This is a genomic window from Niastella sp. OAS944, from assembly GCA_024809215.1.
Classification (GTDB): Bacteria; Bacteroidota; Bacteroidia; order Chitinophagales; family Chitinophagaceae; genus Niastella.
In genome coordinates this window covers 103,602-126,883 of sequence record JANUBW010000016.1, presented here as the reverse complement: position 1 = coordinate 126,883, position 23,282 = coordinate 103,602, and the positions used below count along the sequence as shown (strand labels likewise).

Sequence of the window (23,282 nt, the reverse complement as noted above, 5' to 3'; positions counted from 1 at the left end):
CTATACAAGATAATCAAGAAATTTAACATTCTAAATATATGTTCACATTTTTTTCTGTTCTTGATCTGGCGCAAGATTCAAATACAAAGTATTATCGGTCAATTGCGAAAAAAGCGACGGCGGTCAGTTTTTTGACAAGTATATTTGTATACAGCGTTGCGTTGCTACTGGTTTTCCCTTATGAATGTAATGAAGGCTTGTCTGCCGGTTTTATTATATAACATTTAAACCTATCGGTATGCCAAGGATCGATCCCATCGCTTCCCAAAATATTTCCCCTGATCTTCAGGTTGCATTTGATAAACATGTTCACGATTACAGTGCGCGTATAACCAACATGAAAGCCACCTTAGGCCATTCTATGCTGGCTTTTACTGTGTATATGCAATGGTATCCTTTGTATGAAAAGGTGAAACAAATAATTGGCGAAAGACCCGCCTGTTTGTTTGCCTGGTCTGTATCCACTTCTTCAAACTGCCCTTTGTGTTCAACTTTTTTCAGGAAGATAATAATAGATAAGGGCGAAAAGCCCGAAGAACTTGCATTGAGCGACTATGAAAGCAAACTGCTCGATTTTGGCAGTTCCATTGCCCTGCATAAAGGATGTATTGCAAATCATATTTATAATGAACTGGCGCAATACCATAATGAGGAGGAAATGGTTGTGCTCATTGCGTTTGCCGGACAAATGATTGCCACCAATGTTTTTAATAATGTTATAGAAACTGAGATCGATCCCTACCTTACTTCTTACCTACCTGCAAAATTTAACTTATGAGCGAATTGAAAGATAAAGTTGCTTTTATTACCGGCGCGGCCCATGGCCAGGGAAGAGCCGTTGCACTGGCACTGGCAAAAGAAGGTGTACACATTGTTGCCTTTGATATTGCAAAAGCGATGAAATACCCTGGTTACTCCATGGGTACTTCAAATGATCTGCAAACGTTGCAAAAAGACTGCGAAGCCCTTGGTGTGCATTGTATTGCCGCTACCGGCGATGTACGCAACGATAAGGACATTACAGCTGCTGTGAACGAAGCATTGCAGGCCTTTGGTAAAATTGATATCCTGTTTAATAATGCCGGTATTTGTGCGTACGGACTGGCGCATGAACTACCCGAAGAAGAATGGGATGCCATGCTTGATATAAATCTCAAAGGCGCGTGGATGGTTGCCCGACGGATCATTCCAGGGATGATTGAAAAACGCCAGGGAGTTATCATAAATAATTCTTCCATCGCCGGTTTAAGAGGTATGAACCGCCTGAGCCATTATGCCGCCTCTAAATGGGGACTCACAGGGCTCACCAAATCGTGGGCTATTGAACTGGCGCCACATAACATCAGGGTGGTGTCAATTCATCCTACGGGTGTAAATACGCCAATGAACGATGGACTGGCTGAACTGGAAGGTTCTACGCCAAGGGAAATTGCCGAACGCAGCGCCGGCAACTTAATAGATGTGCCCTGGATAGAACCGGAAGATGTAGCCGCCGCCGTGGTATTTCTTGCCTCCGATAAATCGAGATTCATTACCGGTTCGCAGTTTGTGATCGATGCCGGTTTGTTGACGAGATAAAATGAAAATTTATCGATCATAGATGCAACGCCTGCTTCTTCTTCAACATCTTTTACCGCGGAATAGGGAAGCGCCTGGTTTCTAATCCGCTTCTAATCTTGGTTTTTGAGATGTTAACGCATCTTCGCCCCTAAATTTATTATTGTAATTTTATTACATGCGGCAAATAAAGCTTAAAATGTTGGTTGGCAAACTTGGCTTACTGAGCATTTATTTGCTTTTTCTCTCTGTTCAATTAAACCTGAAATATACTTTTTCCGATTCCATTTTTTCCGATTATCCCGGCGCAAATACAAATACCAAAACCGGTGTTTCAGTTGAAAGATCAGGGGATAATAAATCAACCGTACAAAAATTAAGGCTCAATAAACGTTATGTACATCAGGAAGTTTTTCTGATAGAACCTTTTGGTGTACAGGGAATAACCAAATATTATATAAAGGTTAATGAAACCTTTCTTCCCATACCACTGATCTCCGGCGCCTCTGTTTGCCACGCATTATTAAGAGGACCACCTGCTTCCTCACTCTCTTGTTAATACAGTCATCAATTTTCTTCTTGAAAATTATGTAACCACTGGTTGCATAGCCATAGGTGTTTGCTGTTCAAAAACCGGCAGTATACCAGCATGGATAAACGTATTCGTATGTTCAATAAAAATAAGGCCATACTAATTAGTGCCTGGTCGTGGATATTACTCGTTTTCAGCGTTGCAAAAAGTCAAACTAGAGATACTTCTGTTGGGTTAAGAGATCTGTTGTGCCGGGTTGGTAAACAATCGGCCTTCCTGATGTCAGATTCTGCGGCCATTCTTATAAAACTGGCGGAGCAAAATGCCGCAAAATATAATGCCCTGCCCGCTTTTACCCTGAATTTACAAGGCAACCTGGGCACCAACAATAATTTGCCCGGCGGTTATTTTTCATATGGTATCGTTCCGGGTAACTCAAGGGTGCGCAATGAAGGCAGCGATGCTACCATTCTTACCGACCTGGCCATTGCATCACTTAACTGGACCATTTACGATTTTGGTGAAAAGAAAGAACAGCGAAATGTAGCTGCTTCCGATGTATTGGTTGAACAGTCGCGCTTCAATCAGAAAAAATATGATCTCGAAGCTTATGTTATTGATACTTATTTGCAGTGGTTACAAATAGAAGATCTGCTGGCTATTCAAACTCAGAATATCGACCGCACAACAGAGATCAGGCAGTCGATTATGGCGCTTGCAAAAAGCGGTATTAAGGCAGGCGTTGATACCAGTATTGCAGAAGCAGAAATTTCAAGGCTACGCTCCAATTACCTTGAGTTGGATGGGCAGCGGCAGCAATTGAAAATAATCCTGTCGGCTATTACCGGTACATCGGCAGAACAATTAAAAGCCGATACGGCTTATTCCACCAGGCTTATTGCCCAAAGTTTGGCCGCGGTATCGAATGATGCCAATAACGCTCAACATCCCATTTTACAGTATTACAGATCGCTTTATCAAAACAGTTTACAGAAGGCTCAACTGGTAAAGAAAAGTTTTTACCCTGCCATTTCCCTGCAGGGCGCTGTTTGGGGAAGAGGAAGCAGTGTAAGTGCCGGCGATGAGTTCAGGGCATTAGGCAAAGGTTTAGGATTGGAGCGCGGCAATTACCTGGTTGGCGTTGGTATTACGTACGACCTGTTCGATATAAAACGAAGACAGTTGCAAATGAAAACACAGGAAGCTGTTACCCACTATGCCGATGAACAGTATAAAGAAAAGCAATTATTACTGAACCTGAACGAAAGCAAACTGAACGCACGGCTGGGCACCATGAAACAAAAGCTGTTAGAAATTCCGCATCAGCTATCGGCTGCACAGGCCGCCTACCGGCAAAAATTATCCCTGTATAAAAATGGACTTATCAATATAGTTGAATTAAATATTGCCTTAAGTGTTTTATACCGGGCGGAAACTGATCTCATTGCAGCCAAGTATATGTATTGCAAAACCCTGTTTGAGAAAGCGATCAACAGCAATCAGGTACAATCGCTTTTATAACTTATAAACCGGTTTTATGTCATTAGTATCATCTGCGCTCAAAAGGCCGATCACCAATATAGTTATCACAGCCAGTTTACTCATCTTCTCAGTGCTGGCAACGTTGAAAATGCCGGTCGATATCTTCCCGCAGCTCAACCTGCCCACTATTTATGTTATAGAAAGTTATGGTGGCATGTCGGCCCAGCAAATGGAAGGTTTTTTCTCAACCCGTTTGCAGGACCAGTTCCTGTATGTGAACGGTGTTAAAAGTATTTCGGCCAAAAACATTCAGGGTCTCACTATGGTGAAACTCAGTTTTTACGAGAACACCAATATGGCTGAAGCTTCGGCCCAGGTAGCGTTACAGGTTAACCGGGCAATGAAATTCTTTCCACCCGGCGCATTACCGCCGCAGGTGATCAGGTACGATGCCTCTTCCCTACCCGTTGGCCAGTTGGTTATATCAAGTAAAACGCGGCGGTTAAAAGAAATTTATGATCTGGCTGCAACCCGCGTTCGTCCTGCATTTGCTTCTGTTGCAGGCTTGTCGGCCCCGCCGCCATTTGGCGCCAACTCCCGGGCCATCACCATCAATATTGATCCCGATAAACTTCGCAGTTATAACCTTACCGCCGATGAAGTGGTGACGGCGCTGGCAAAAAGTAATGTGATGTCGCCTTCAGGTAATCTGCGGCTCGATAATACCATGTTCATTACTACCATTAATACCCTGGTAAAAGATGTAACTGAATTTGGCGATATTCCGGTTGTAACAAAGAATGGCGTGCCGGTGCTGATAAAAGACGTTGCACGCGTGGCAGATGCGGCCGATATAACGGTAGACTATGCCCTAATAAACGGCAAACGTTCGGTGTACATCCCTGTTGTGAAAACAGCCGACGCTTCTACCTGGGAGGTGGTGCAGCATTTAAAAAGCAAACTGCCCGATATACAAAGTTTATTGCCCGATGATGTAAAGGTTACCTATGAATTCGATCAGTCGGTGTTTGTGATAAATGCAGTAAAAAGCCTGGCCACCGAAGGCGCACTGGGCGCCCTGCTAACCGGGTTAATGGTGCTGTTGTTCCTGCGCGATCTTCGCAGTAGCCTTATAGTGGTGATCACCATTCCCGTTTCCATTCTTATTGGTTTGCTCATGCTGAGCCTGTTTAAGCAAACCATCAATATAATGACGCTGAGTGGTCTTGCGCTGGCCATCGGTATACTTGTAGACCAGGCAACGGTGACCATTGAAAATATTCATCAGCATCTTGAAATGGGAAAGAACAAAAAGCAGGCGATCTACGATGCCTGTCAGGAGATCTCTTTTCCCTTGTTGCTGATACTGCTGTGTATACTCGCCGTGTTTGCGCCATCGTTTCTTATGACCGGTGTGCCAAAGGCCATGTTCCTGCCCTTGTCGCTGAGTATTGGTTTTACCATGATCGTTTCCTACCTGGCTGCGCAAACCCTGGTGCCCATTTTAAGCAACTATATTATTAAAGAAGACCGGTACCAGAATTATAAACATGCCCATGTGCATGCGCATGCCGGCCAGGCGCTCAATACCGAAGAGCGTACCCAGGTTGACAGTCATCTTTCCAATGAAGAAAAGGAACCAGAGAAGAATGATCTGTTTGAACGGATCAAAATGCGGTATATGCGTTTCCTGAAACGTAGTATGTCGTATTCAAAAGTTACCGTTGTTGCTTATCTGATTATAATTGCTGCCATGGCAGCGGCAGGTTTTATGGTCATAGGCAAAGACATGATGCCAAAAATAAACAACGGCCAGTTTCAGCTGCGTATTAAAGCGCCGGACGGTACAAGGCTTGAACGAACAGAGGAAAAAATGCGCCGGGTTTTACAGATCATCGATAAAACCGTTCAGCAGAATGTAAGTATCAGTTCGGCATATGTTGGTCTTATTCCCAGCAGTTATGGTTCAAGTAATTTGTATGTATTTAATACGGGTACACATGAAGCGGTGCTGCAGGTGAATTTGAACGAACATTATAAAGTGAATATGGATGAGCTCAAAGAAGTGCTGCGAAAGAACATCAGGAATGAGCTGCCTGAGTTGAAGATAATGTTTGAGCCTATTGACATGATTGAAAAAATAATGAGCCAGGGTGCTTCTACCCCGCTTGAAATACGAGTGGCAGGTAAAGACCTGCAGGAAATTGAAAAATATGCCAATAAGCTGGTAGATTCACTTAAACGAATACCTTATTTGCGCGATGTACAAATAGCGCAGCCCCTGAAATTTCCGGTTGTTTCTATTTCCATCGACCGGTTAAAGGCCGCACAGCTGGGTTTAAATGTACAGGATATTGCCCGTTCCGTTACCGCAAGTACGTCATCGAGCCGGTTTAGTGAAAAAAATCAATGGCTCGATGAGGCGAAGGCCTATACCTACCAGGTGCAGGTGCAAATACCCGAGTACGTGATGAATACGATGGATGAATTGCGCGAGATCCCATTGGTAAAAGGACAAAGCAGTCCGGTGTTGGGTGATATTGCAACCTTCAAAACAACCTATGTACCGGGTGAGTACGACCGCTCGGGACCGCGCCGTTTTTTAACTGTAAATGCAAATATTCATAAAGAAGACCTTGGTACTGCTACTACCGCTGTTGAAAAGGCCATACGATCATTAGGTACGCCGCCCAAAGGATTGATTACCGAAGTAAAAGGTATGTCGGCCCTGCTTACTGAAACATTTGCCGGTTTGCAAAGCGGGCTGCTTTTCGCGGTGCTGGTGATCTTCTTATTGCTTGCAGCCAATTATCAATCATTTAAATTATCGCTAACGGTGTTGTCAACGGTGCCGGCCGTAATTGTGGGTTCATTGATGGCTTTGTTGATCACGGGCTCTACACTGAACCTGCAATCGTATATGGGTATGATCATGAGTACGGGGGTATCGGTAGCCAATGCTATTTTGATAGTTACCAATGCAGAGAACTTACGGCTCGATTACCGCAATGCTTCACGCGCGGCTATTACCAGTGCTTCAATAAGATTACGTCCCATTTTAATGACCAGCCTGGCTATGATAGCCGGTATGATACCCATGGCATCGGGTATGGGCGAATCGGGTGAACAATCGGCCCCATTAGGAAGAGCGGTGATCGGCGGACTGATAGCTTCTACCCTCGCAGCACTGTTTGTATTGCCACAGGTATTTGCCTTAATGCAGAATAAAACTTCTTATAAGTCGCCCTCTTTACTACCCGATAATGATTTGAACAGCATTGAAAAAACAACTAAAGCCTAAACAATGGAATTAAGAACAATAATAACAGCAACGGTAATAATTGCCATATGTAGTTGCGGTGAAGTGGAAAAACCAATTGACCTAACAGCTAAAGCTACTGCCGATGCCAGTAAATATGAAATTGGCCGCATAACAGAAAATCCGTTGAGCAGTTATGTAAGACTCCCGGGCCAGTTAAAGCCCTTTGAAGAAGTAAACATCTACGCAAAAGTGAATGGCTTTGTTGATAATGTACTGGTTGACCGGGGCAGCCCGGTTAAGAAGGGACAGGTGCTGGTACGCATCATTGCGCCCGAACTGGAGTCGCAGGTGCAAATAGCCACCTCAAAATATGTTCAGGCGCAGGAAAATGCGGTGGCAAGCCGTGAACAATATCGCCGCCTGAAAGATGCGGCCAAAGAAGCCGGTGCTGTGGCCCCATTAGACCTCGATAATGCGCTGGCCCGAATGAAAGCCGATGATGCCAGGGTGATGGCCGAAAAATCGAATGTTGACGTAATGAACAATATTAAAAGCTATCTGGTTATCACGGCCCCGTTCGATGGCTTTATTATTCAACGAAATATTTCATCGGGTGCATTGGTAGGGCCGGGTTCCAAAACCAATGACCAGCCCATGCTGGTATTGCAGCATTTAAAGAAGTTAAGGCTGGAAGTGTTTATTCCCGAAGCATATGTCGATCAGGTTGACCTAACCAGGCCGGTATCGTTTATCTTTAATTCAATACCCGATAAAGAACATACGGCCAAAATAAGCCGTTCGGCTAATGCCCTCACCAATATGCGCTCAGAGGCCATTGAGGTAGACATTCAAAATGATAAACAACAGTTCAAGCCCGGTATGTATGCCGAAGTAAAGGTGCCGCTGCTTTCAGAAGCAAAATCATTACTTATACCCAATAATGCCATTGTACGTTCAACCGAACGCCAGTATGTAATAACAGTTAAAGACGGTAGGGCGCAGTTTGTAGATATAAAAGAAGGTCTGAAGGCAAAAGATTCAACCGAGGTGTTTGGCAAACTGGCGGGTGGCGATGAAATTCTGTTACATGCCACCGATGAAGTAAAGGAAGGAACAACAGTAAAATAGCTACTATAAAAAACACTAAATAACGACCACCATATGCAAAATGAATTGCAAGACCTCAACTGCAGTGAATTACGGGCCCTGTTAAGGCAGGAAACACGTAAATTCCTGTTGTTGCTTGAGCGTGAGGGAACAATTGAAGAACTTGAAATTGTAAGAGCAATGATTAGGACGGCCGGGGATTTGCTTAAAGAAAAAGAGCTTGCATCAACTGGCATAAAATTTACTGACAAAAAGGAGGGAAATGAGCGTAATAACATTTAATTTCCATACAAATAACTATGGAAGAAAACATCAAAAAGAACACCAGCGATCATTTAGCCAATGAACGTACTTTTCTGGCATGGATAAGAACGAGCATTGGCATTATGGCGTTTGGATTTGTGGTAATGAAGTTTTCGCTGTTTGTGAAACAGCTGTCGTTGATAGTTGGTAAACCGCACGTCATTCAATCGAAAGGGTATTCGTCCGTTATAGGAATATTGCTGGTAGCAGTGGGGGCCATCACCACGCTACTGGCATTTATGCGTTATAAAAGAACCGAAAAGGAAATTACTTCAAGTAATTATAACAACTCTCCGCTACTAATAAACCTGTTAACAGGTTTTATTCTACTCATTAGTGTTTGTTTAATATTCTACCTGGTAAAAACTTCATAAAAGGCAGAGGTTTTATAAAAACAGATGTATATTTTGTAAAAAAAAGAACAACCTTTTTAAAAGGGTATATCCTTTCTGATAAAAGGATTCTTTTTTTTGTTAAAAGCAGAATCTGTTTTAATAAAAGTAGAATTGGTTTTGTAAGTGAATCGATCTTCCATGCAATAAGTTGGGTTTGTAGTACACCGAAATGCACCATTCATTATATAGAAATGCCTTATTCTTTAATGAAATAGTTCTGCAATTACATGCTATAGTCTTGTTTTGTAATTCCCAATTCTACTTTTTACATACCAACCACTTTTTTTTTAATTGAAAAAGGTTTAAGTAATTAGTAATCACTCATAATCAGTTTTTCGATCCCTCTCTTTCCGCTGCTTGCACTGATAAGGTTGTTCAATTTCTATAAAAACTCAATAAACGCGACAAAAGCGTCAAAAAGGGACGTAAGTGAGTATATGTGAGTATATGTGAGTATAAGTGAGTGTACGGGCATTTGGCATTGTTAACCGTCGTATGTTTGTGTGGTCAATCGGAAACAGAGATATATAACCGATCTGATGAGTAGCGAAGTAATATAAGCATGTATTGAAGACGCATACGATAAGAGCAGGCTACAATCAACGATCATTGTTAATGCTCACCGGTAAACCGGAAACAGCTGCGCTTCTTTTGGTACAGGTTATCATTGCAGATCGGGATTGGTTTATAAACTGTTTCCATTGTTTGCCTTTATCAGTCCGGTGTAACGGGTTTTAAAGGCAGGTATTTTAATCACTCAAAAAACTTTTAAAAATGGGTATCATCACTTACAAAAACGAACGCGACATTGCATCACTTTGTTTGCGCGTTAAAGAAAAAATGGAAGAAAACAAATCTGTTTTCACCAATCCACCGGCAGCATTAGCTGTGCTTAACACCAAGTTGCCATTATTCCAGTTATCGCTGGCAGAAGCGAAAGGCCGCGATAAGGAAAAGATAGCGGTCAAAAACCAGTTGAAAGCCGAATTACTGGCTTTGCTGGAGGAGTTGGCAACATACGTAGAGCTTATTTGCAGTGGAAACCGGGCAATGATGCTAAGCAGTGGTTTTGATGTTACTGAAGAGCAAACCAGCTCAAAAGCAACTTCTATCGAAACTATGGAAGTTATACTGGGCGAGCCAGGGGTAGCCACCACCCGTGTAAAGAGGGCCGCAGGTGTGTTATCATATATGCACCAGTATACAACCGAACCGCCAGGTCCCAATACGGTGTGGTACAGCGAGGGAAGCTCTAAAGGTTACCACACGTTCACCGGATTAGTTTCCGATAAACGGTACTGGTTCCGCGTAGTAGCTGTTGGCCGCAAAGGGCAAAAGGCCTGCTCGCCCATTGTTTCAAGGGCCATTCAATAGCCGGTTATACATCGAATAACCGTGAACGGGACTGCTTAGGCGGTCCCGTTGTTTTGCACCTGTCCCTATAAATACCAGGTGTAATAAGCCGATGATGATGGGGCATAAACCAAAAACGGCATTGCCTAAGTGAGGAAAAATGGTACCCTGTAATATTACCAGCAATTCATCTGCACCAGGAAGCATAACCGCTGCTTCTATACCTCAACGACGCTTAAAGTTAAAAAGTGACCTACTGGCTACAAAAAACACAACAGAAGTTCATTCTCTTTCCAATCTCCAATCGAACGAAAAAATATGGTCCAATTCCTGGTATAACTGACTGATACTTGTCGGTTTTGAAAGAAAATACGAGGCACCTAACCGCCTGGCATCGTCCTTATCTTTCGCATCCCTTGACGTTGTATAAATTATAATTGGGATATTGGAATACCCTGGTAACGTCCTTATGGCCATTAAGCACTGTTTTCCCGTCCATTTGGGCATATTCCAATCAAGAAAGAGCAAATCCGGAAATTCAGTATCTATTTCAGATAACCTCCTAAATGCAGTTTCACCATCCCGGTCGTACGCCAGTTCTATACGATGCTCAAAGCCATCAAGCACTGTTTTAAAGAAATAGTAATCATCTTCGTCGTCATCGATGAGAAAAACTCTCTTAGGATGGTTCATTTTTAAAAATTGGTGTTTGACAGTAATCTAAGTCAAGAGTAACAATCGCTATCTATAGGGGAATAATTATCGACTATTGCCATGGCCTAAGTTTCAAATCCCATACCAATTAATTGTAATTTATACTGAAATTAACATCAGTTTTATACGCATGCATTTTCTCTTATTTTTTTAAAAATATTACATTTGCTTGTTATTTGTTTGTTATTAGTTTCTATCTTCGATATATTACTTGATTTTTAATAAATTACATCAAAATTTTTGTAGCACGCTTCATATCTCTGATATATGGAAAACAAATCGGTAAAAATCCTTATTACAGATGATGACCACGAAGATCTTGAACTTATAGAAGAGGCAATACTAAAAGCGGAGCCTTCGGTGGAATTGCAGAAGTTTACCAACGGCAGGACAGCCCTTGAATTTTTAAATTCGAGAATAGAGAAGGATTTGCCTTGTCTAATAATAGTAGATTACAGTATGCCAGAAATTAATGGCTCTGAGATGTTAGCTTATATAAAAAAAAACGTTCGATACGATCGGATTCCCAAAATAGTATTGAGTACTTCAAACTCGCCACTTAATATTCACGAGTGTATTTCCAATGGGGCTACGGAATATCTTGTTAAGCCCAATAACATGAAGGGACTTCAAGCACTAGCAAAAAAATTATTGGCATTCTGCAACTTCCCTCAAAGCTGAACAGGAAGATATATTGAGAAAATGGCGCCCTCATTCGGTTTTCCTGAAGCCAAAATAAATCCATTGTGATTCTGTACAATTCTTTTACAAATGGCTAATCCTATTCCTGAGCCAGACGCTTCTGATACATTTTTTAATCTATGAAAAATGTTAAACAATTTTTTGGCATATAGTGGCTCAAAACCTATTCCGTTATCTTTTACACATATCATGTGATACATAACTCTCCCCTCTGCCATAAACTCGGGAATTACATCCCCAGGTACTTGTTTATAGGTTATGCTCACTTGCAATCTTCTTTCTGGATGTTTATATTTAACTGCATTATCAAAAAGATTAACCAACAATTGCTTTATTTGAAAAGGAACGGCCTTTATAACTGTAAGCTTTTCTAAGTCCACGGTTATATCAAAATGCTCCATTTCCTCTTTGAAAATATGAGTTACTTCCTCCATCAACTTATTTAAATCTACTGTTTCATAACTTTCAACTTTCGCTGTTGTGCGGGAGTAAATTAACAGGTCATCAATGAGCTTCTTCATTCGGTCAGCGGCATTAATAGAGCGGTTTAAATAGTCACGAGACTTGTCGCTTAACTGACTTAACCCGTCTTCAGCAATATAATCACTATAAAAATGGATCTTTCTTATAGGTTCTTTTAAGTCATGCGAAGCGGCATAAACAAATTGCTCAAGTTCTCTATTCTGAAATTCAAGTTGGTTTAAATACTCCTGCATTTTATCTTCCGACTGTTTTCGTTCGGTAAGATCACGGGTTACTTTAGAAAACCCTGTTACGTTACCTTGAAGATCATGTAAAGCAGTTATGACAGTGCTTGCCCAAAAAATGCTATTGTCTTTTCTTTTCCTCCATCCTTCATGAATGGCTTTGCCGGTTTCTCTGGCATGGTTAAGCAACTGTAATGGAATCCCGCTTTTTGTGTCATTGGGCAGATAAAACACCTGAAAGCTCTTTCCTACTATCTCCTCTTCTTTATACCCTTTTATCTTCTCGGCGCCTTTATTCCAGTTCTGTACAATACCTTCCTTATCTAACAGAATGATCGAATAATCTTCTACCTCTTCGACCATTTTATGATATCGTTCCTCGCTCTTCTTTAAATCTTCACTTTTGGATTTTAAATCCTGCACTTTTTTTTCAACTTCTTTTTCAAGAGAATTTGCTAATATCCGGTACTTTGTTTCACTTTCTCTTAAAGCATTTTCGGCTTCTTTCATGCGCGTAATATCAATCAGCATATTTATTGCTCCGGTCATATTTCCCGCGCTGTCAAAAACCGGCTGCGGATGCGGCGCAACATTTCTTATAGACCCGTCAGGCCGTACCACCAGAATTTCTTCGCCATACACAGGGCGTTTTTCCTTTAAGCAAATTGCCATAGGGCAGGTGTCCAGTGGCATATCAGACCCATCGACGTTAAGAATCTGAAAAGAACCACACCATAGATCTTTGCCTATAACCGGCTCTCTTCCCCAAAGTTCAGCTGCGGCTTTGTTATAAAGAGTAATACGGCCCTCCGTATCCGTGGTATACAATGGTGTTTCCAGAATATGAATGAGCTGCCGGTATTTTGATTCACTATCTCTTAACGCCGCCTCTATCTGTTTTGAATTAGTTACATCCTGGAATACGTTGATGGCACCAATAAGATCTCCATTTGCATCAAAAAGAGGATCAATATTTATACTGGCAAAAAAAACAGATCCGTCGGGACGTTCAACATATGCTTCAATATTTCTAAAGGCCTTTCCGGTATGTAAAGCGATCGCCATTGGCGTTTCATCAGGGTGTATCTGTTTACCCTCCCAGTATACTTTATGGCAGGCGCAATATTTCAGCAATTCATTATTGATATCGGGTCTATAACCCCATAATTGTACGGCCACTTCGTTGAAAAAGGTAATAGCTCCATCCTTGTTACAGGTATATATGGCAACTGGTAAACTGTTGACCAAATTTTTATAACGCACTTCACTTTCTATAATCTCCTTAACTAACTTCTTCTGCTCAGTAACGTCAACTGTAAAGCACCGGGTATGTATAAATTTCCCATCTTCCCGAAAGACATTTGAACTGATATGAACTGTCTTTATAGTTCCATCCTTACAACGCATTTCTGATTCATACTGTTTCAACGTTTCATTACAACGCAACTTTGTCAGAATTTCCGATATTTTATTTTCGTTGACATGAAATTCAGCAATGTGGTGGCCGATATATTCATTCTCATCATAACCCAGCAAATCCATCTCCGCCTTGTTAGCCCATTTAATTATTCCATTCTCATCAACCCAATGAAGCCCAATGCTGGCATTTTCTACATAGTCCTGTAACTCAACAGTTTTTCGCTGAAGCTGTTTTTCTGTGCTCTTTTTTTCCGTGTTGTCATAAATACAATTGATAATACCAATCTGATGGCCGTTGTCATCTTTTATAGGAATTACATTTACCTCTACATTTATTTTTGAATTATCAGGCCGTTCAATTATTAGTTCTATACCTCTACGAGGAATACCGTCCTTTAAGCAGGCGGCTGCCGGAGATAATTCGTGGGGCAAAGGATAGCCGTCGGTATAGTATAATTTCCAGGCGCCATTAAAACGCTCATTTAAATCGCCTATTAAAGGCCTTCTGCCCCATAATTGTACCGCCTGTTCATTATACTTCACAATGACGCCCGACAAATCACACATATATACTGCCTCCGGAATCAAATTGAGAATATAACTTTCGTGTAAATAATCTGAGGGAAATTTTGCCTCTACAGGGGATATTTTTATGTCTACCGATTGATTTTCCATTGACCGTATTTAGATATAAAGGTACCAAATAACTTCTGTCGACGGTAGTCCTGAAAAGGAATTAGCATAAAGAGGTTTTAGTGAAGCAAAGTTGATGCTGGCATGATTTTTTTATAGACACAGATCAGCAAATCCTCGCCAATGAATACAGGCTCTGTTTGGATTATTGATAGTGATATCGATGATCAGGAAATGGTTCGCGAAGTATGGAAAGAGTTACATTTACCGAACGAACTGGCGTTTTTTGAAACTGCGGAAGAAGCCATGGGACATCTTGCGAATATACCGACAGCACCATTCATTATAATTAGCGAATTACGCCTGCCAAAAACAAACGGGTTTGAATTAAGGGAAAAAATGTTAGCTACCCACTCCCCTAAATTCAAAAGCGTTCCCTTTATTATCTGGACCAGTCACGCATCCGAAGAATACATCATACGTGCATACGACTTGTCGGTACATGGATTTTTTATTAAGGACCCTCGTTTTGAAGAGCTAAAAGTTACCTTTCTCAACATAATAAATTACTGGCTGCGCTGCAAAATCCCTCCTAAAGGGGAAAAATAGGGCACTTCGATTAGTCATTGAGGATAAATGTAGATTGCCAAGTTATTCATTTACTTCACTTGTAGCCTACTTTCGTTCCCCTTGGCGAAAGCGACCTCAAAATTAGAAGCTATATTAACTTTAACTTATTTCGGCAGTGATTAATATTGCATCCCCAATAGTCAAATGGCCTTCAGAGGGTTTGTCATAGAATAATTGACAAATTTTCAAAAACTTGACAGTTCGACAAGCTTTTTGAACAGATGGGCGCAAATCTGGTCAAGGTAAAAGTTGATGAAAATGGCATTGATGTTGACGAAATTGAGAACATCTGCAAAAAATCGCCACCTGGCCTTCTATACATTATTCCTCACCACCACCAACAACAACCGTTACTCTAAGTAAAGAAAGAAGGATAAAACTTTTGGAGATTATTCGACACTATCGTTTTCCTGTTATTGAGGATGATTATGATTATGACTTTCATTATGAAAATTCTCCGATACTCAAGCAGACTCGAACTGGTGTAGACTGGTTGTTGCCGAATTGTCTGTCCTACAGAATTGTAAGTAGCTAACGATGAAGCCTTTTGTAAAATATCGGGCGCATAACCGCTTTTATTGTATTCATCAGTGCCCCTGCCATCTGTATAGGCTGAGATCTGAATTCATTCTCTTTCCGAAGCATAGCTATTGCCAAGTTTAATCTGGCTTTACGTTTCGTTTTACATTGTGAGATAACAAGTTACAATCCTTGAACGAACTTGCACAGACTTGAACAAGCCTTGAACACGATCCGTGAGCCTGATAGCCGATATTCGGTATGCAATTCATAAAGCATAAAACATTTATATGGTAAAACATTTGTTTCGGTCAATGGTATTGTTGCTTTGCTCACTGCCGTTTTTAAAGGCCCAGGCCCAGGGTATTAACCTGGCAGACTGGCTGGTATTGTCTGAACAAAAAGGTACCGCGGCCTTAACAGATACTGTTTTCCAGGGTAAGGCCTGCATAAAACTTGACGGTAAAGCCATTGCCGGCATCTGGAACAAAACAATAGTCTTGAAAAATTTCAGATTGGAACTTGATATTGCAGGTACAGTAATGCCTGGTGTTGGTTTCCATGCGAAGAATGAACAAAATTACCAGTTTCTTTATTTTCGCCCAGGCTATGGTGGCACAATTGAGGCTGTTCAATACATTCCCATTTATAACGGTGCATTGAGTTGGGTGTTTTATGGCGGTTATCAGGCCGCTGCAGATATTACTAGAAATGAATGGTTTCATGCAACCATCGAAGTAAGGGGTAATCATCTTAAAGTATTTACCAATAAGAACCCGAAGCCCAATATGGATATTACCATGCTGCAAACAGAAGCGGACAAAGGTGCACTTTTATTACGATCTATGTTTGGCCCAGCTTACTTCGCCAACATTACCTGGCGGGAGTTGCCGGAAGGAATTACCGACTGGGAAATTTCTGACCAACTACCCGCAGGCTTTATATACGATTATGAAAAGGTAAAAAAATTGAAAAACTGGAAAAAGATTAATGAGCCTGGTGATGACTATGTGAACCTTTGCCGTTATTTTAAATTACCGGAAGGTACCGTGGTTGCACGCCATATACTACATGCAGATAGTGCCGCAGAGAAATTGCTTAATTTTGATTTTACCGGTACACTTCAAATCATTTTGAATGGTAGAGAAGTCTTTAGCTATAATAAACACAAACTGGAAAGAGTAGAGGTAGATACCTATGTCACCAAACTTTCCCTTCAAAAGGGACAAAACGAACTACTTTTTATTACACAGGGCGATGGATTTTTTTTCGGCAACGGATATAACTCTCTTGGGCGATTGCAACACCAGAATTGGGGTTTTATTGCAGGAATTGGAAACCTTCATTAACGACAGTATTTTCATTGAACTATGAACCTTGCCTTTATAAAACGAGAAGGAAGGAGTAAAAATCCCTTCCAGTTAAACTAACTGTTTGCCTATGGAAAATTTGTTCGCCGGTGAGGTAGAATAGTTTCTAAATAAGGGGAGAAATGTCTGCGGCAAGCCCGACAGTTCGTAAATCAAAAATGGCCCTTGCTCGCCATTTCGCCTTCAATAAAGATCGGTTAAATCGAATTCAACCTTTATGAGGTGCCCAAGCAAATCCCATGAAGAAGCATAAGCAATAGTAAGTCAGCAACAACAACAGTTTTCTTTAAAAGCCCGGAGCCGAAGTTGCTTAGATGCACTTAAGTAGCTAACTATGACGCATTTTGACTTAAAATGAGCTATTAGTGACTAACGATGCGGAATATGTAGCTAACTATGAACTACAGTTAGTAACTATGCTGCGCAGATAGTTATGATTGGGTGTTCGCGGCCAAACATCCGTAACAAAGTTGTACCAATAGACCAAATGTTACCTACTGATGGGTCATAGTTACCTACTGATGAATCATAATAACCTACCGATGAGTCATAGTTACTTGCCGATAAGCATCAGTACGTTATGGTAAGGCATCCAGACTTTTCAATTTGCATAGGTGATCCACTATAAGGCATTATTGCGCAGCTTTGTATAACAGTTTGAAATTTTAAGACGCCAGTTGTTGACTTTTGATTTATTTTTTCAAACATACGACCTTATCTTATACACCGAAAGACTAAACTTCCGCCCTGACATTACAAAGTGAGCTACTGAAGATTCATAGTTAGTTCCAGCCGAACCAGGATGAAGTATACAACGAACGTTGCAACAGATAGCTACGGAATATTATATGCTTTTTTTTTATTAAAAGATATGAACGACGACTGTTTTGCTGCTCTTCAACCGCGCAACAAACACCATCAATGCGCCGGTGGCCAGGCAAATACTAATACCCCATAACAACCATACATACACCGGGTTGTAATTGCCCAGCAACAGGCCAACACCCTGTACTAATAATATCAGTTCCTGAACAATAACTGCCGCGGCAAATACCTGCAACGACAACCGTACAAACCGTAGCTGCACATTAAATGCACCTGCACCAATATAATTCGACAGAATGTAAAAACTAACCTGTCCTAAAAATACCAGGTGTAAAAAGCCAATGATGATGGGGCGTAAACCAAAAACGGCATTGCCTAAGTGAGGAAAAATGGTACCCATTTGTAATACTGATTTTATTACAAACGACGCCATTGATAAGAATAAGATCCCTTTTGCCAGTGGTGAAGTATATACCTTGTGAATAGGAAATGTTTTGCCTGCCCTGAAAAAACATATTAAACAACCAATGATAAGCACCACAGCTAATATGGATATAATTCTTAGAACGGGGTTATCGGCATGATACAACAGCGACAGGAAAAACGAAGGAAGTACAGAAGCGTTCAATAAATGCGCAAACCATTTTACTGATGTTGGTGATGCTGTTGGGTAGGCAGCATAAATAAGCAGCGCAAAAACCGACAAGGTAAAGAAACCATTGTATTGTAGATGCAGATAATAGTAAATGGCGTCTTTATATAAAATGCTATTTGCCGAACCCGATGCTTTTATATAGGCTAAAGAAAATGGTCCGGCCGATGAAATAATAAGGCACACCATGGCGCACAGCGCCAGCATATATGCCGGGTGGCGGTAATTGAGTTTTAAAATATGCTTTATTAAACACGCGCCATAACCGTAGGTAAAAAAAATAAGCAGCGTAGAAAAAATAATGGAAACTGCAGCATAACCCGTAAAGGGAAATGATAAAAGCATACCAAATGAAGCGATCGTTATACCCCACATCATCCACTGATACCATTTTCGTTGCTGGTATGTGGGCGGTAGCAAAGTATGGGTAAGCAGGTTCAATAATGCCAGGGTAATAAAGCCCCCGAATGCAAAATGCGAATGGGCATCAACCAGGTATTGGTGATTGATAAAAGGCAGCGGAAATAAGATCTTGCTGCGCAGGGTGAATCCCAAAACGGCTACAATACATAAATTGGCCAGCGATACGGTTATCCAGAACTGCTTCCTGTTCATGATAGGCAAAGTAACAACCTGTCGTCATTGTTTTATATGAGTAAACTCATATCCGGGGCTGACTTACCTTCATATGCCATTGTTTACATTTTTATTGCGGCTATCGTTCAACTGTTTATTGAGGTTGAATGCCGCGCTTATAAGTCCCAGGTGGGTAAATGCCTGCGGGAAGTTACCCAGGTGCTCACCTTTGAATCCAAGCTGTTCAGCGTACAGGCCCAGATGATTGGCATAGCCCAGCATTTTTTCAAAACAAAGACGGGCTTTCTCCAGTTGTCCCGAGCGGGACAGGCATTCTACATACCAAAAGGTGCACATGGAAAAGGTGCCTTCCCTGCTTAGTAATCCGTCTGGCGCAGCCTGTTTGGGTTTATAACGGTAAACCAGCGAGTCGGATACAAGTTCTTCTTCAATACGCTTTAATGTTGAAAGCCACCGGGGATCTTTGGGGCTTATAAAACGCACCAGGGGCATCAGCAGCACCGATGCATCAACGGTATGGGCGCCGGGGTACTGCATGAATGCTTTTTTCTTTTCGTCCCAACATTCACTATAAATGCGGTTGTAAATAATATCGCGGGTTTTTCGCCAGCCGGGTTTTAAAGGGAACGAGCGGGCATTGGCTATTTTTATGGCCCGGTCGAATGCTACCCAGCAAAGCAACCGGGAATACAGGAAATGCTGTTTGCCGCCTCGTACTTCCCATATGCCTTCATCGGGTTGGTCCCAGTTTTCGGCCAGCCAGTCAATTTGCTTTTCCAGGTCTTTCCAAAAATCGTAGGAGATCTTTTCACCGTATTTATTATACAGGTATATGGAGTCCATCAGTTCGCCGTAAATATCCAACTGCAGCTGTCTGTATGCATTATTACCAATTCTTACCGGTGATGTTTTTTTGTACCCTTCAAAGTGTTCGAGTATGGTTTCCTGTAACTGCCGCTGGCCGTCTATGGAATACATAATGCCCAGTGGGTTCTGTCCTTTTATATCGCGGCAAAGTTTTTCAACCCAGTTTATGAATTTGCCGGTTTCTTTTGAATAACCAAGCCGTAATAAAGCATATACGGTAAATGAGGCATCCCTGATCCAGGTATACCGGTAATCCCAATTTCTTTTCTCGCTTATGCTTTCGGGAATGCTAAATGTTGGCGCTGCTATTATTGATCCGTATTTATGCGAGGTGAGCAGTTTCAAGACCAATGCCGACCGGTTCACGGTTTCCATCCATCGGCCCTGGTACTGCGAGCGGCCGATCCAGTCTTTCCAGTAATTTACCGTTGCGAAGAGGCTGTCGGTAACTACGTCTTTGAATTTTTTTTCGCTGGTATGTTCTTTATCAACATGCTCCAATATAAAGTCGGCCGTTTCATTGGGCGATAAAGTAAACGTAGCTGTGATGGAACCGTTATTGGATTGTAATGGCACTGTGCTTTTAAGCCGCAGCGTAGTTTTGTCGTCGCCTTTGCTTTGCAGTATGATCTCGTTGTCTGAAACAATTTCTACCCTGTGGTCGCTTCGGCCATAATTGAAACGGGGCACACAATGCATTTCATATTTTACTTCTCCCCGTACGGTAGTTACCCGTCTTATCAATTCTTTACCATTCAATAGTTCTTCAACCGGCATAAAATCGGTGATCTCTCCTACCCCTTCCGGTGAAAGAAATCTGGTAAGCAAAACATTTGTGTCGGGCAGGTACAATTGTTTTGTGTTCATTTCTGAGAACACAGGCTTAATTTGATAATACCCACCTTTTTTGTCATCGAGCAAGGCTGCAAAAATGCTGGGCGAATCAAAATTGGGGAAACACATAAAGTCAATGGAACCATTCAATGCCACCAGGGCAATTGTATTCAGATCGCCTATAATGCCATAATTTTCTATGGGTTCATAAGCCATGGTCATTACATTTTGAGTGAACTGCGGTTTCCGGGGGGCCATTATGCTATGCAAATTCGGTTCCCGCCATAAAAAAGGCCCCAACGGTATCGTCGGGGCCTTCTTGTATATTCCTTACGCCTTTACATTAAAATCTATAACTAATGGTAGCCGACACCTGTGTTGGTGCTATTGGGTTCACGCTGTAATTTTCGTGAACAGAATAGTTATAGGTATTGGTGATATTCGAGATCTTTGCCAACAGTGAAACCTTTTTAATAGTATAACCGGCTGTAATATCAATGGTAGTATAACCACCTACTTCAATAAGCCTGTTGCGGTAAGTAACCGGGCCGGTTTTGGTTACATCAGTATTCCAACCTGCATAGCGATCGCCTAAATACACGATAGTTGTTCCTATTTTTAAACCTTCTAACCGGCCTTTGCCAAAGGTATAAAAAATACTTCCGTTGGCAGTATGCGCCGGGTTGTTCACCAACCGTTCGCCGGTTTTAAAACTACCTACCGAGGTATCGGTTTTCGTATAGCGCATATAGTTGTAGCTATAGCCAGCTGTAATGTTTAATCCGGCAATTGGGTTAGCAGCCAGGTCAACTTCTACCCCATCGCTGGTTGTTTCACCGCCCAGCAATTTAGTACTAGTATAGGGGTTGGGCCTGCCATCCAATAAATAGGGAGCTGTTTGCGCCAGGTTATTGTTAATGATGCGGTATACAGTAACGTTAGCTGACAGCAAACCATTCAGGAACTGGTTCTTTACACCTGCTTCATATTGATCTACAAGCGAAGGTTTTATCGATTTGCCATAGATATCCTGACCGGTATTGGTGATGAACGAACTGGAGTAGCTTACAAAAAATGAGGTCGAATTAAATGGTTTATATACCAGGCCAAAGCGGGGTGAAAATGCTTTGTCGTTTCTGGTTTCTCCTGTAATTTTTGTACCGTTTATGAGGTTGGTAGAGTCAATGCCGCGTGTTTCTACATAAGCCCATCTTACACCAGCCAGTAAATTGAATTTGGGTGTAAGTTTTATCAGGTCCTGTACAAATACACCAAAACGGTTTACCGGCGCAAATCGTTCTCTTATGGCAGTTGCTTCGGGTACATCGGTACGTGCGGCGTATTTGCCCATATCCAGCACATTGATAGAGTCGTAGATGGTATTTGTGACGTTATAGTCGTTATTGAACGTAACGGTGCGATCAGCATCTAAACCGGTAAGCAGGTTATGCTCCAGCTGGCCGGTATTGAATTTCCCGATCAGGTTAAACTGGGCGGCATAAAATTTTTCGGTAGTATAGATCTTACCCAATGGCCTTTTCCATTTTCCGGTTGAGTCGGCCTGTATGCGCTCTACTGCATAGTAATCTCTTTTGTAGTTCTGATACGAGAGAGAGCTGTTGATCTTCCAGTTGGCCGACAACTGATGTTTTACCGTAAGGGTGCTGGTAGTTTGCCATATTTTATTGTACTGCCAGGGTGTGCCCATAAAACGTGAACGGGGTACATCGGGAATACTTTTGTCGGCGATTGAGCCAATGCCGAAATCGGGTGTGAATTCATTATACAGGTAATCGCCTTCTGCTATCAGTTCGGTACGTTTGCCCAATTTAAACAACAGTGAAGGGTTAATATAAAACCTTTCGCTGCTTACCTGGTCGCGAAAACTTTTGGCGTTCTCATATGTACCGTTAACCCGGTAAGCAATGGAAGAATTGATGGGGCCGTAAATGTCAAATGTAGGTTTGTAAAGCGAATAGCTGCCTATGCGCATAGATACTTCGCCACCTTGTGTGAACTTGGGTTGTTTGGTAACCATATTTACAATACCACCGGGCGCAACCTGTCCGTATAGAATGGCGCCGCTTCCTTTCAGGATCTCTACTTTTTCCAAAGAGGTCATTTCGGGCAGTACGGTTGAATTTATGCGGAAACCGTTCTTGAACAAATTGGTGCTACCCAGGTTGTAGCCACGGGCGCCAAAACTTTCCTGTACGTTTCCTCTTGTAGTGGTAAGATATACACCATTTACGTTCCTGATCACATCGCTCAAACGTAAAGCCTGCTGTTCACGGATCACTCCCTGTCCCAGCACGCTAATGCTTTGTGGCAGGTCCATAGGGTCAATGGCAATTTTACCAAGGCTTACCGGCTGGTTGTTCATACTTCTGTGGTTTGTTACCACAACTTCTTCCAGTTGTTTATGATTTTCGGAAAGTGTAAAATCTGTTTCGGTGGTGGCCTGAGCTTTTACAGTTACTGATTGTTCTCTTGATTGCAATCCGGCCATGGTAACCACCAAGGTGTACTGGCCGGGTTTTATGTGTTTGATTGAATAAACACCCTGTTGATTGGTAAGGGTATTACGATTGAGTTCTTTTAGTGTAACAGTTACATTTTCGGCGGGCTGATTATCATTGGTAAGCACACGGCCCTGTAAGGCACCGGTCTCTTTGTCTTCGGGAACTTCGGTAACGGGAATTGATGAGGTTGCTAATGCAACAGTTTGAGTGTAACCAGTTTGAAAGAATGCAAGTGTAAGTAGTAGGGTGTAAAGTCTGCTCACAGCAATTTAATTTTTTGCAAAGGAAAAGCAAGCATAG

At 41.9% G+C, this 23,282-nt stretch carries 17 protein-coding genes; 12 read left to right on the top strand and 5 right to left on the bottom strand.

The annotated features are described in order from the left end of the window. Positions 1 to 238 precede the first annotated feature (238 nt). The 9 genes from GGD38_RS37140 to GGD38_RS37100 all read left to right on the top strand — a co-directional run bounded on the left by GGD38_RS37140 (position 239) and on the right by GGD38_RS37100 (position 10,012). Positions 239 to 778 (top strand): hypothetical protein, encoded by a 540-nt coding sequence (locus tag GGD38_RS37140; RefSeq protein WP_375300889.1) that lies wholly within the window; start codon positions 239 to 241, stop codon positions 776 to 778. Beyond that, positions 775 to 1,578, top strand: coding sequence for a mycofactocin-coupled SDR family oxidoreductase (locus GGD38_RS37135; protein ID WP_375300890.1), 804 nt, complete (start codon positions 775 to 777; stop codon positions 1,576 to 1,578). Before GGD38_RS37140 ends, GGD38_RS37135 begins: the two co-directional genes overlap by 4 nt. Before the next feature lie 157 nt (positions 1,579 to 1,735). Next, positions 1,736 to 2,116 (top strand): hypothetical protein, encoded by a 381-nt coding sequence (locus GGD38_RS37130; RefSeq protein ID WP_375300891.1) that lies wholly within the window; start codon positions 1,736 to 1,738, stop codon positions 2,114 to 2,116. Between the two features lie 90 nt (positions 2,117 to 2,206). Further along, a complete protein-coding gene (locus GGD38_RS37125; protein WP_375300892.1) occupies positions 2,207 to 3,610 on the top strand; it encodes a TolC family protein in 1,404 nt (467 codons plus the stop codon). A 16-nt stretch (positions 3,611 to 3,626) separates the two neighbouring features. After that, complete coding sequence (locus GGD38_RS37120) at positions 3,627 to 6,872, top strand: efflux RND transporter permease subunit (protein ID WP_375300893.1); 3,246 nt, start codon at positions 3,627 to 3,629, stop codon at positions 6,870 to 6,872. 3 nt (positions 6,873 to 6,875) lie between these two features. Beyond that, positions 6,876 to 7,961, top strand: a complete 1,086-nt coding sequence (locus tag GGD38_RS37115; protein ID WP_375300894.1) for an efflux RND transporter periplasmic adaptor subunit — start codon at positions 6,876 to 6,878, stop codon at positions 7,959 to 7,961. Positions 7,962 to 7,994: 33 nt separating this feature from the next. Beyond that, positions 7,995 to 8,222, top strand: coding sequence for a hypothetical protein (locus GGD38_RS37110; protein ID WP_375300895.1), 228 nt, complete (start codon positions 7,995 to 7,997; stop codon positions 8,220 to 8,222). A 17-nt stretch (positions 8,223 to 8,239) separates the two neighbouring features. Continuing rightward, positions 8,240 to 8,617, top strand: a complete 378-nt coding sequence (locus GGD38_RS37105; protein WP_375300896.1) for a YidH family protein — start codon at positions 8,240 to 8,242, stop codon at positions 8,615 to 8,617. A gap of 795 nt (positions 8,618 to 9,412) precedes the next feature. Further along, positions 9,413 to 10,012, top strand: a complete 600-nt coding sequence (locus GGD38_RS37100) for a fibronectin type III domain-containing protein (RefSeq protein WP_375300897.1) — start codon at positions 9,413 to 9,415, stop codon at positions 10,010 to 10,012. 261 nt (positions 10,013 to 10,273) lie between these two features. Here GGD38_RS37100 and GGD38_RS37095 read toward each other — a convergent pair whose 3' ends face one another. Beyond that, positions 10,274 to 10,684 carry a response regulator gene (locus GGD38_RS37095; protein ID WP_375300898.1) on the bottom strand — a complete coding sequence of 137 codons (411 nt, stop codon included), beginning with the start codon at positions 10,682 to 10,684 and terminating at the stop codon, positions 10,274 to 10,276. A gap of 288 nt (positions 10,685 to 10,972) precedes the next feature. Here GGD38_RS37095 and GGD38_RS37090 point away from each other — a divergent pair, with 288 nt between their 5' ends. Further along, positions 10,973 to 11,386, top strand: coding sequence for a response regulator (locus GGD38_RS37090; protein WP_375300899.1), 414 nt, complete (start codon positions 10,973 to 10,975; stop codon positions 11,384 to 11,386). Here GGD38_RS37090 and GGD38_RS37085 read toward each other — a convergent pair. Continuing rightward, positions 11,377 to 14,208, bottom strand: coding sequence for a PAS domain S-box protein (locus GGD38_RS37085; RefSeq protein WP_375300900.1), 2,832 nt, complete (start codon positions 14,206 to 14,208; stop codon positions 11,377 to 11,379). The two genes, GGD38_RS37090 and GGD38_RS37085, sit on opposite strands and share 10 nt — an antisense overlap. Before the next feature lie 141 nt (positions 14,209 to 14,349). Between GGD38_RS37085 and GGD38_RS37080 the strand changes: the two genes are divergently transcribed. Beyond that, positions 14,350 to 14,775, top strand: a complete 426-nt coding sequence (locus tag GGD38_RS37080) for a response regulator (RefSeq protein WP_375300901.1) — start codon at positions 14,350 to 14,352, stop codon at positions 14,773 to 14,775. 830 nt (positions 14,776 to 15,605) lie between these two features. Beyond that, entirely contained in the window at positions 15,606 to 16,664 is a 1,059-nt protein-coding gene (locus tag GGD38_RS37075) for a family 16 glycoside hydrolase (RefSeq protein ID WP_375303969.1), read from the top strand. Between the two features lie 883 nt (positions 16,665 to 17,547). Here the strand turns inward: GGD38_RS37075 and GGD38_RS37070 are convergent. From GGD38_RS37070 to GGD38_RS37060, 3 genes are all read right to left on the bottom strand, one after another. Further along, on the bottom strand, positions 17,548 to 18,777 hold the full coding sequence (locus GGD38_RS37070) for a hypothetical protein (RefSeq protein WP_375300903.1): 1,230 nt from the start codon (positions 18,775 to 18,777) through the stop codon (positions 17,548 to 17,550). Between the two features lie 69 nt (positions 18,778 to 18,846). Beyond that, a complete protein-coding gene (locus GGD38_RS37065; protein WP_375300904.1) occupies positions 18,847 to 20,676 on the bottom strand; it encodes a glycoside hydrolase family 15 protein in 1,830 nt (609 codons plus the stop codon). Between the two features lie 127 nt (positions 20,677 to 20,803). Beyond that, positions 20,804 to 23,245: a TonB-dependent siderophore receptor gene (locus GGD38_RS37060; RefSeq protein WP_375300905.1), complete on the bottom strand. Its 2,442-nt coding sequence runs from the start codon at positions 23,243 to 23,245 to the stop codon at positions 20,804 to 20,806. Positions 23,246 to 23,282 lie beyond the last annotated feature (37 nt).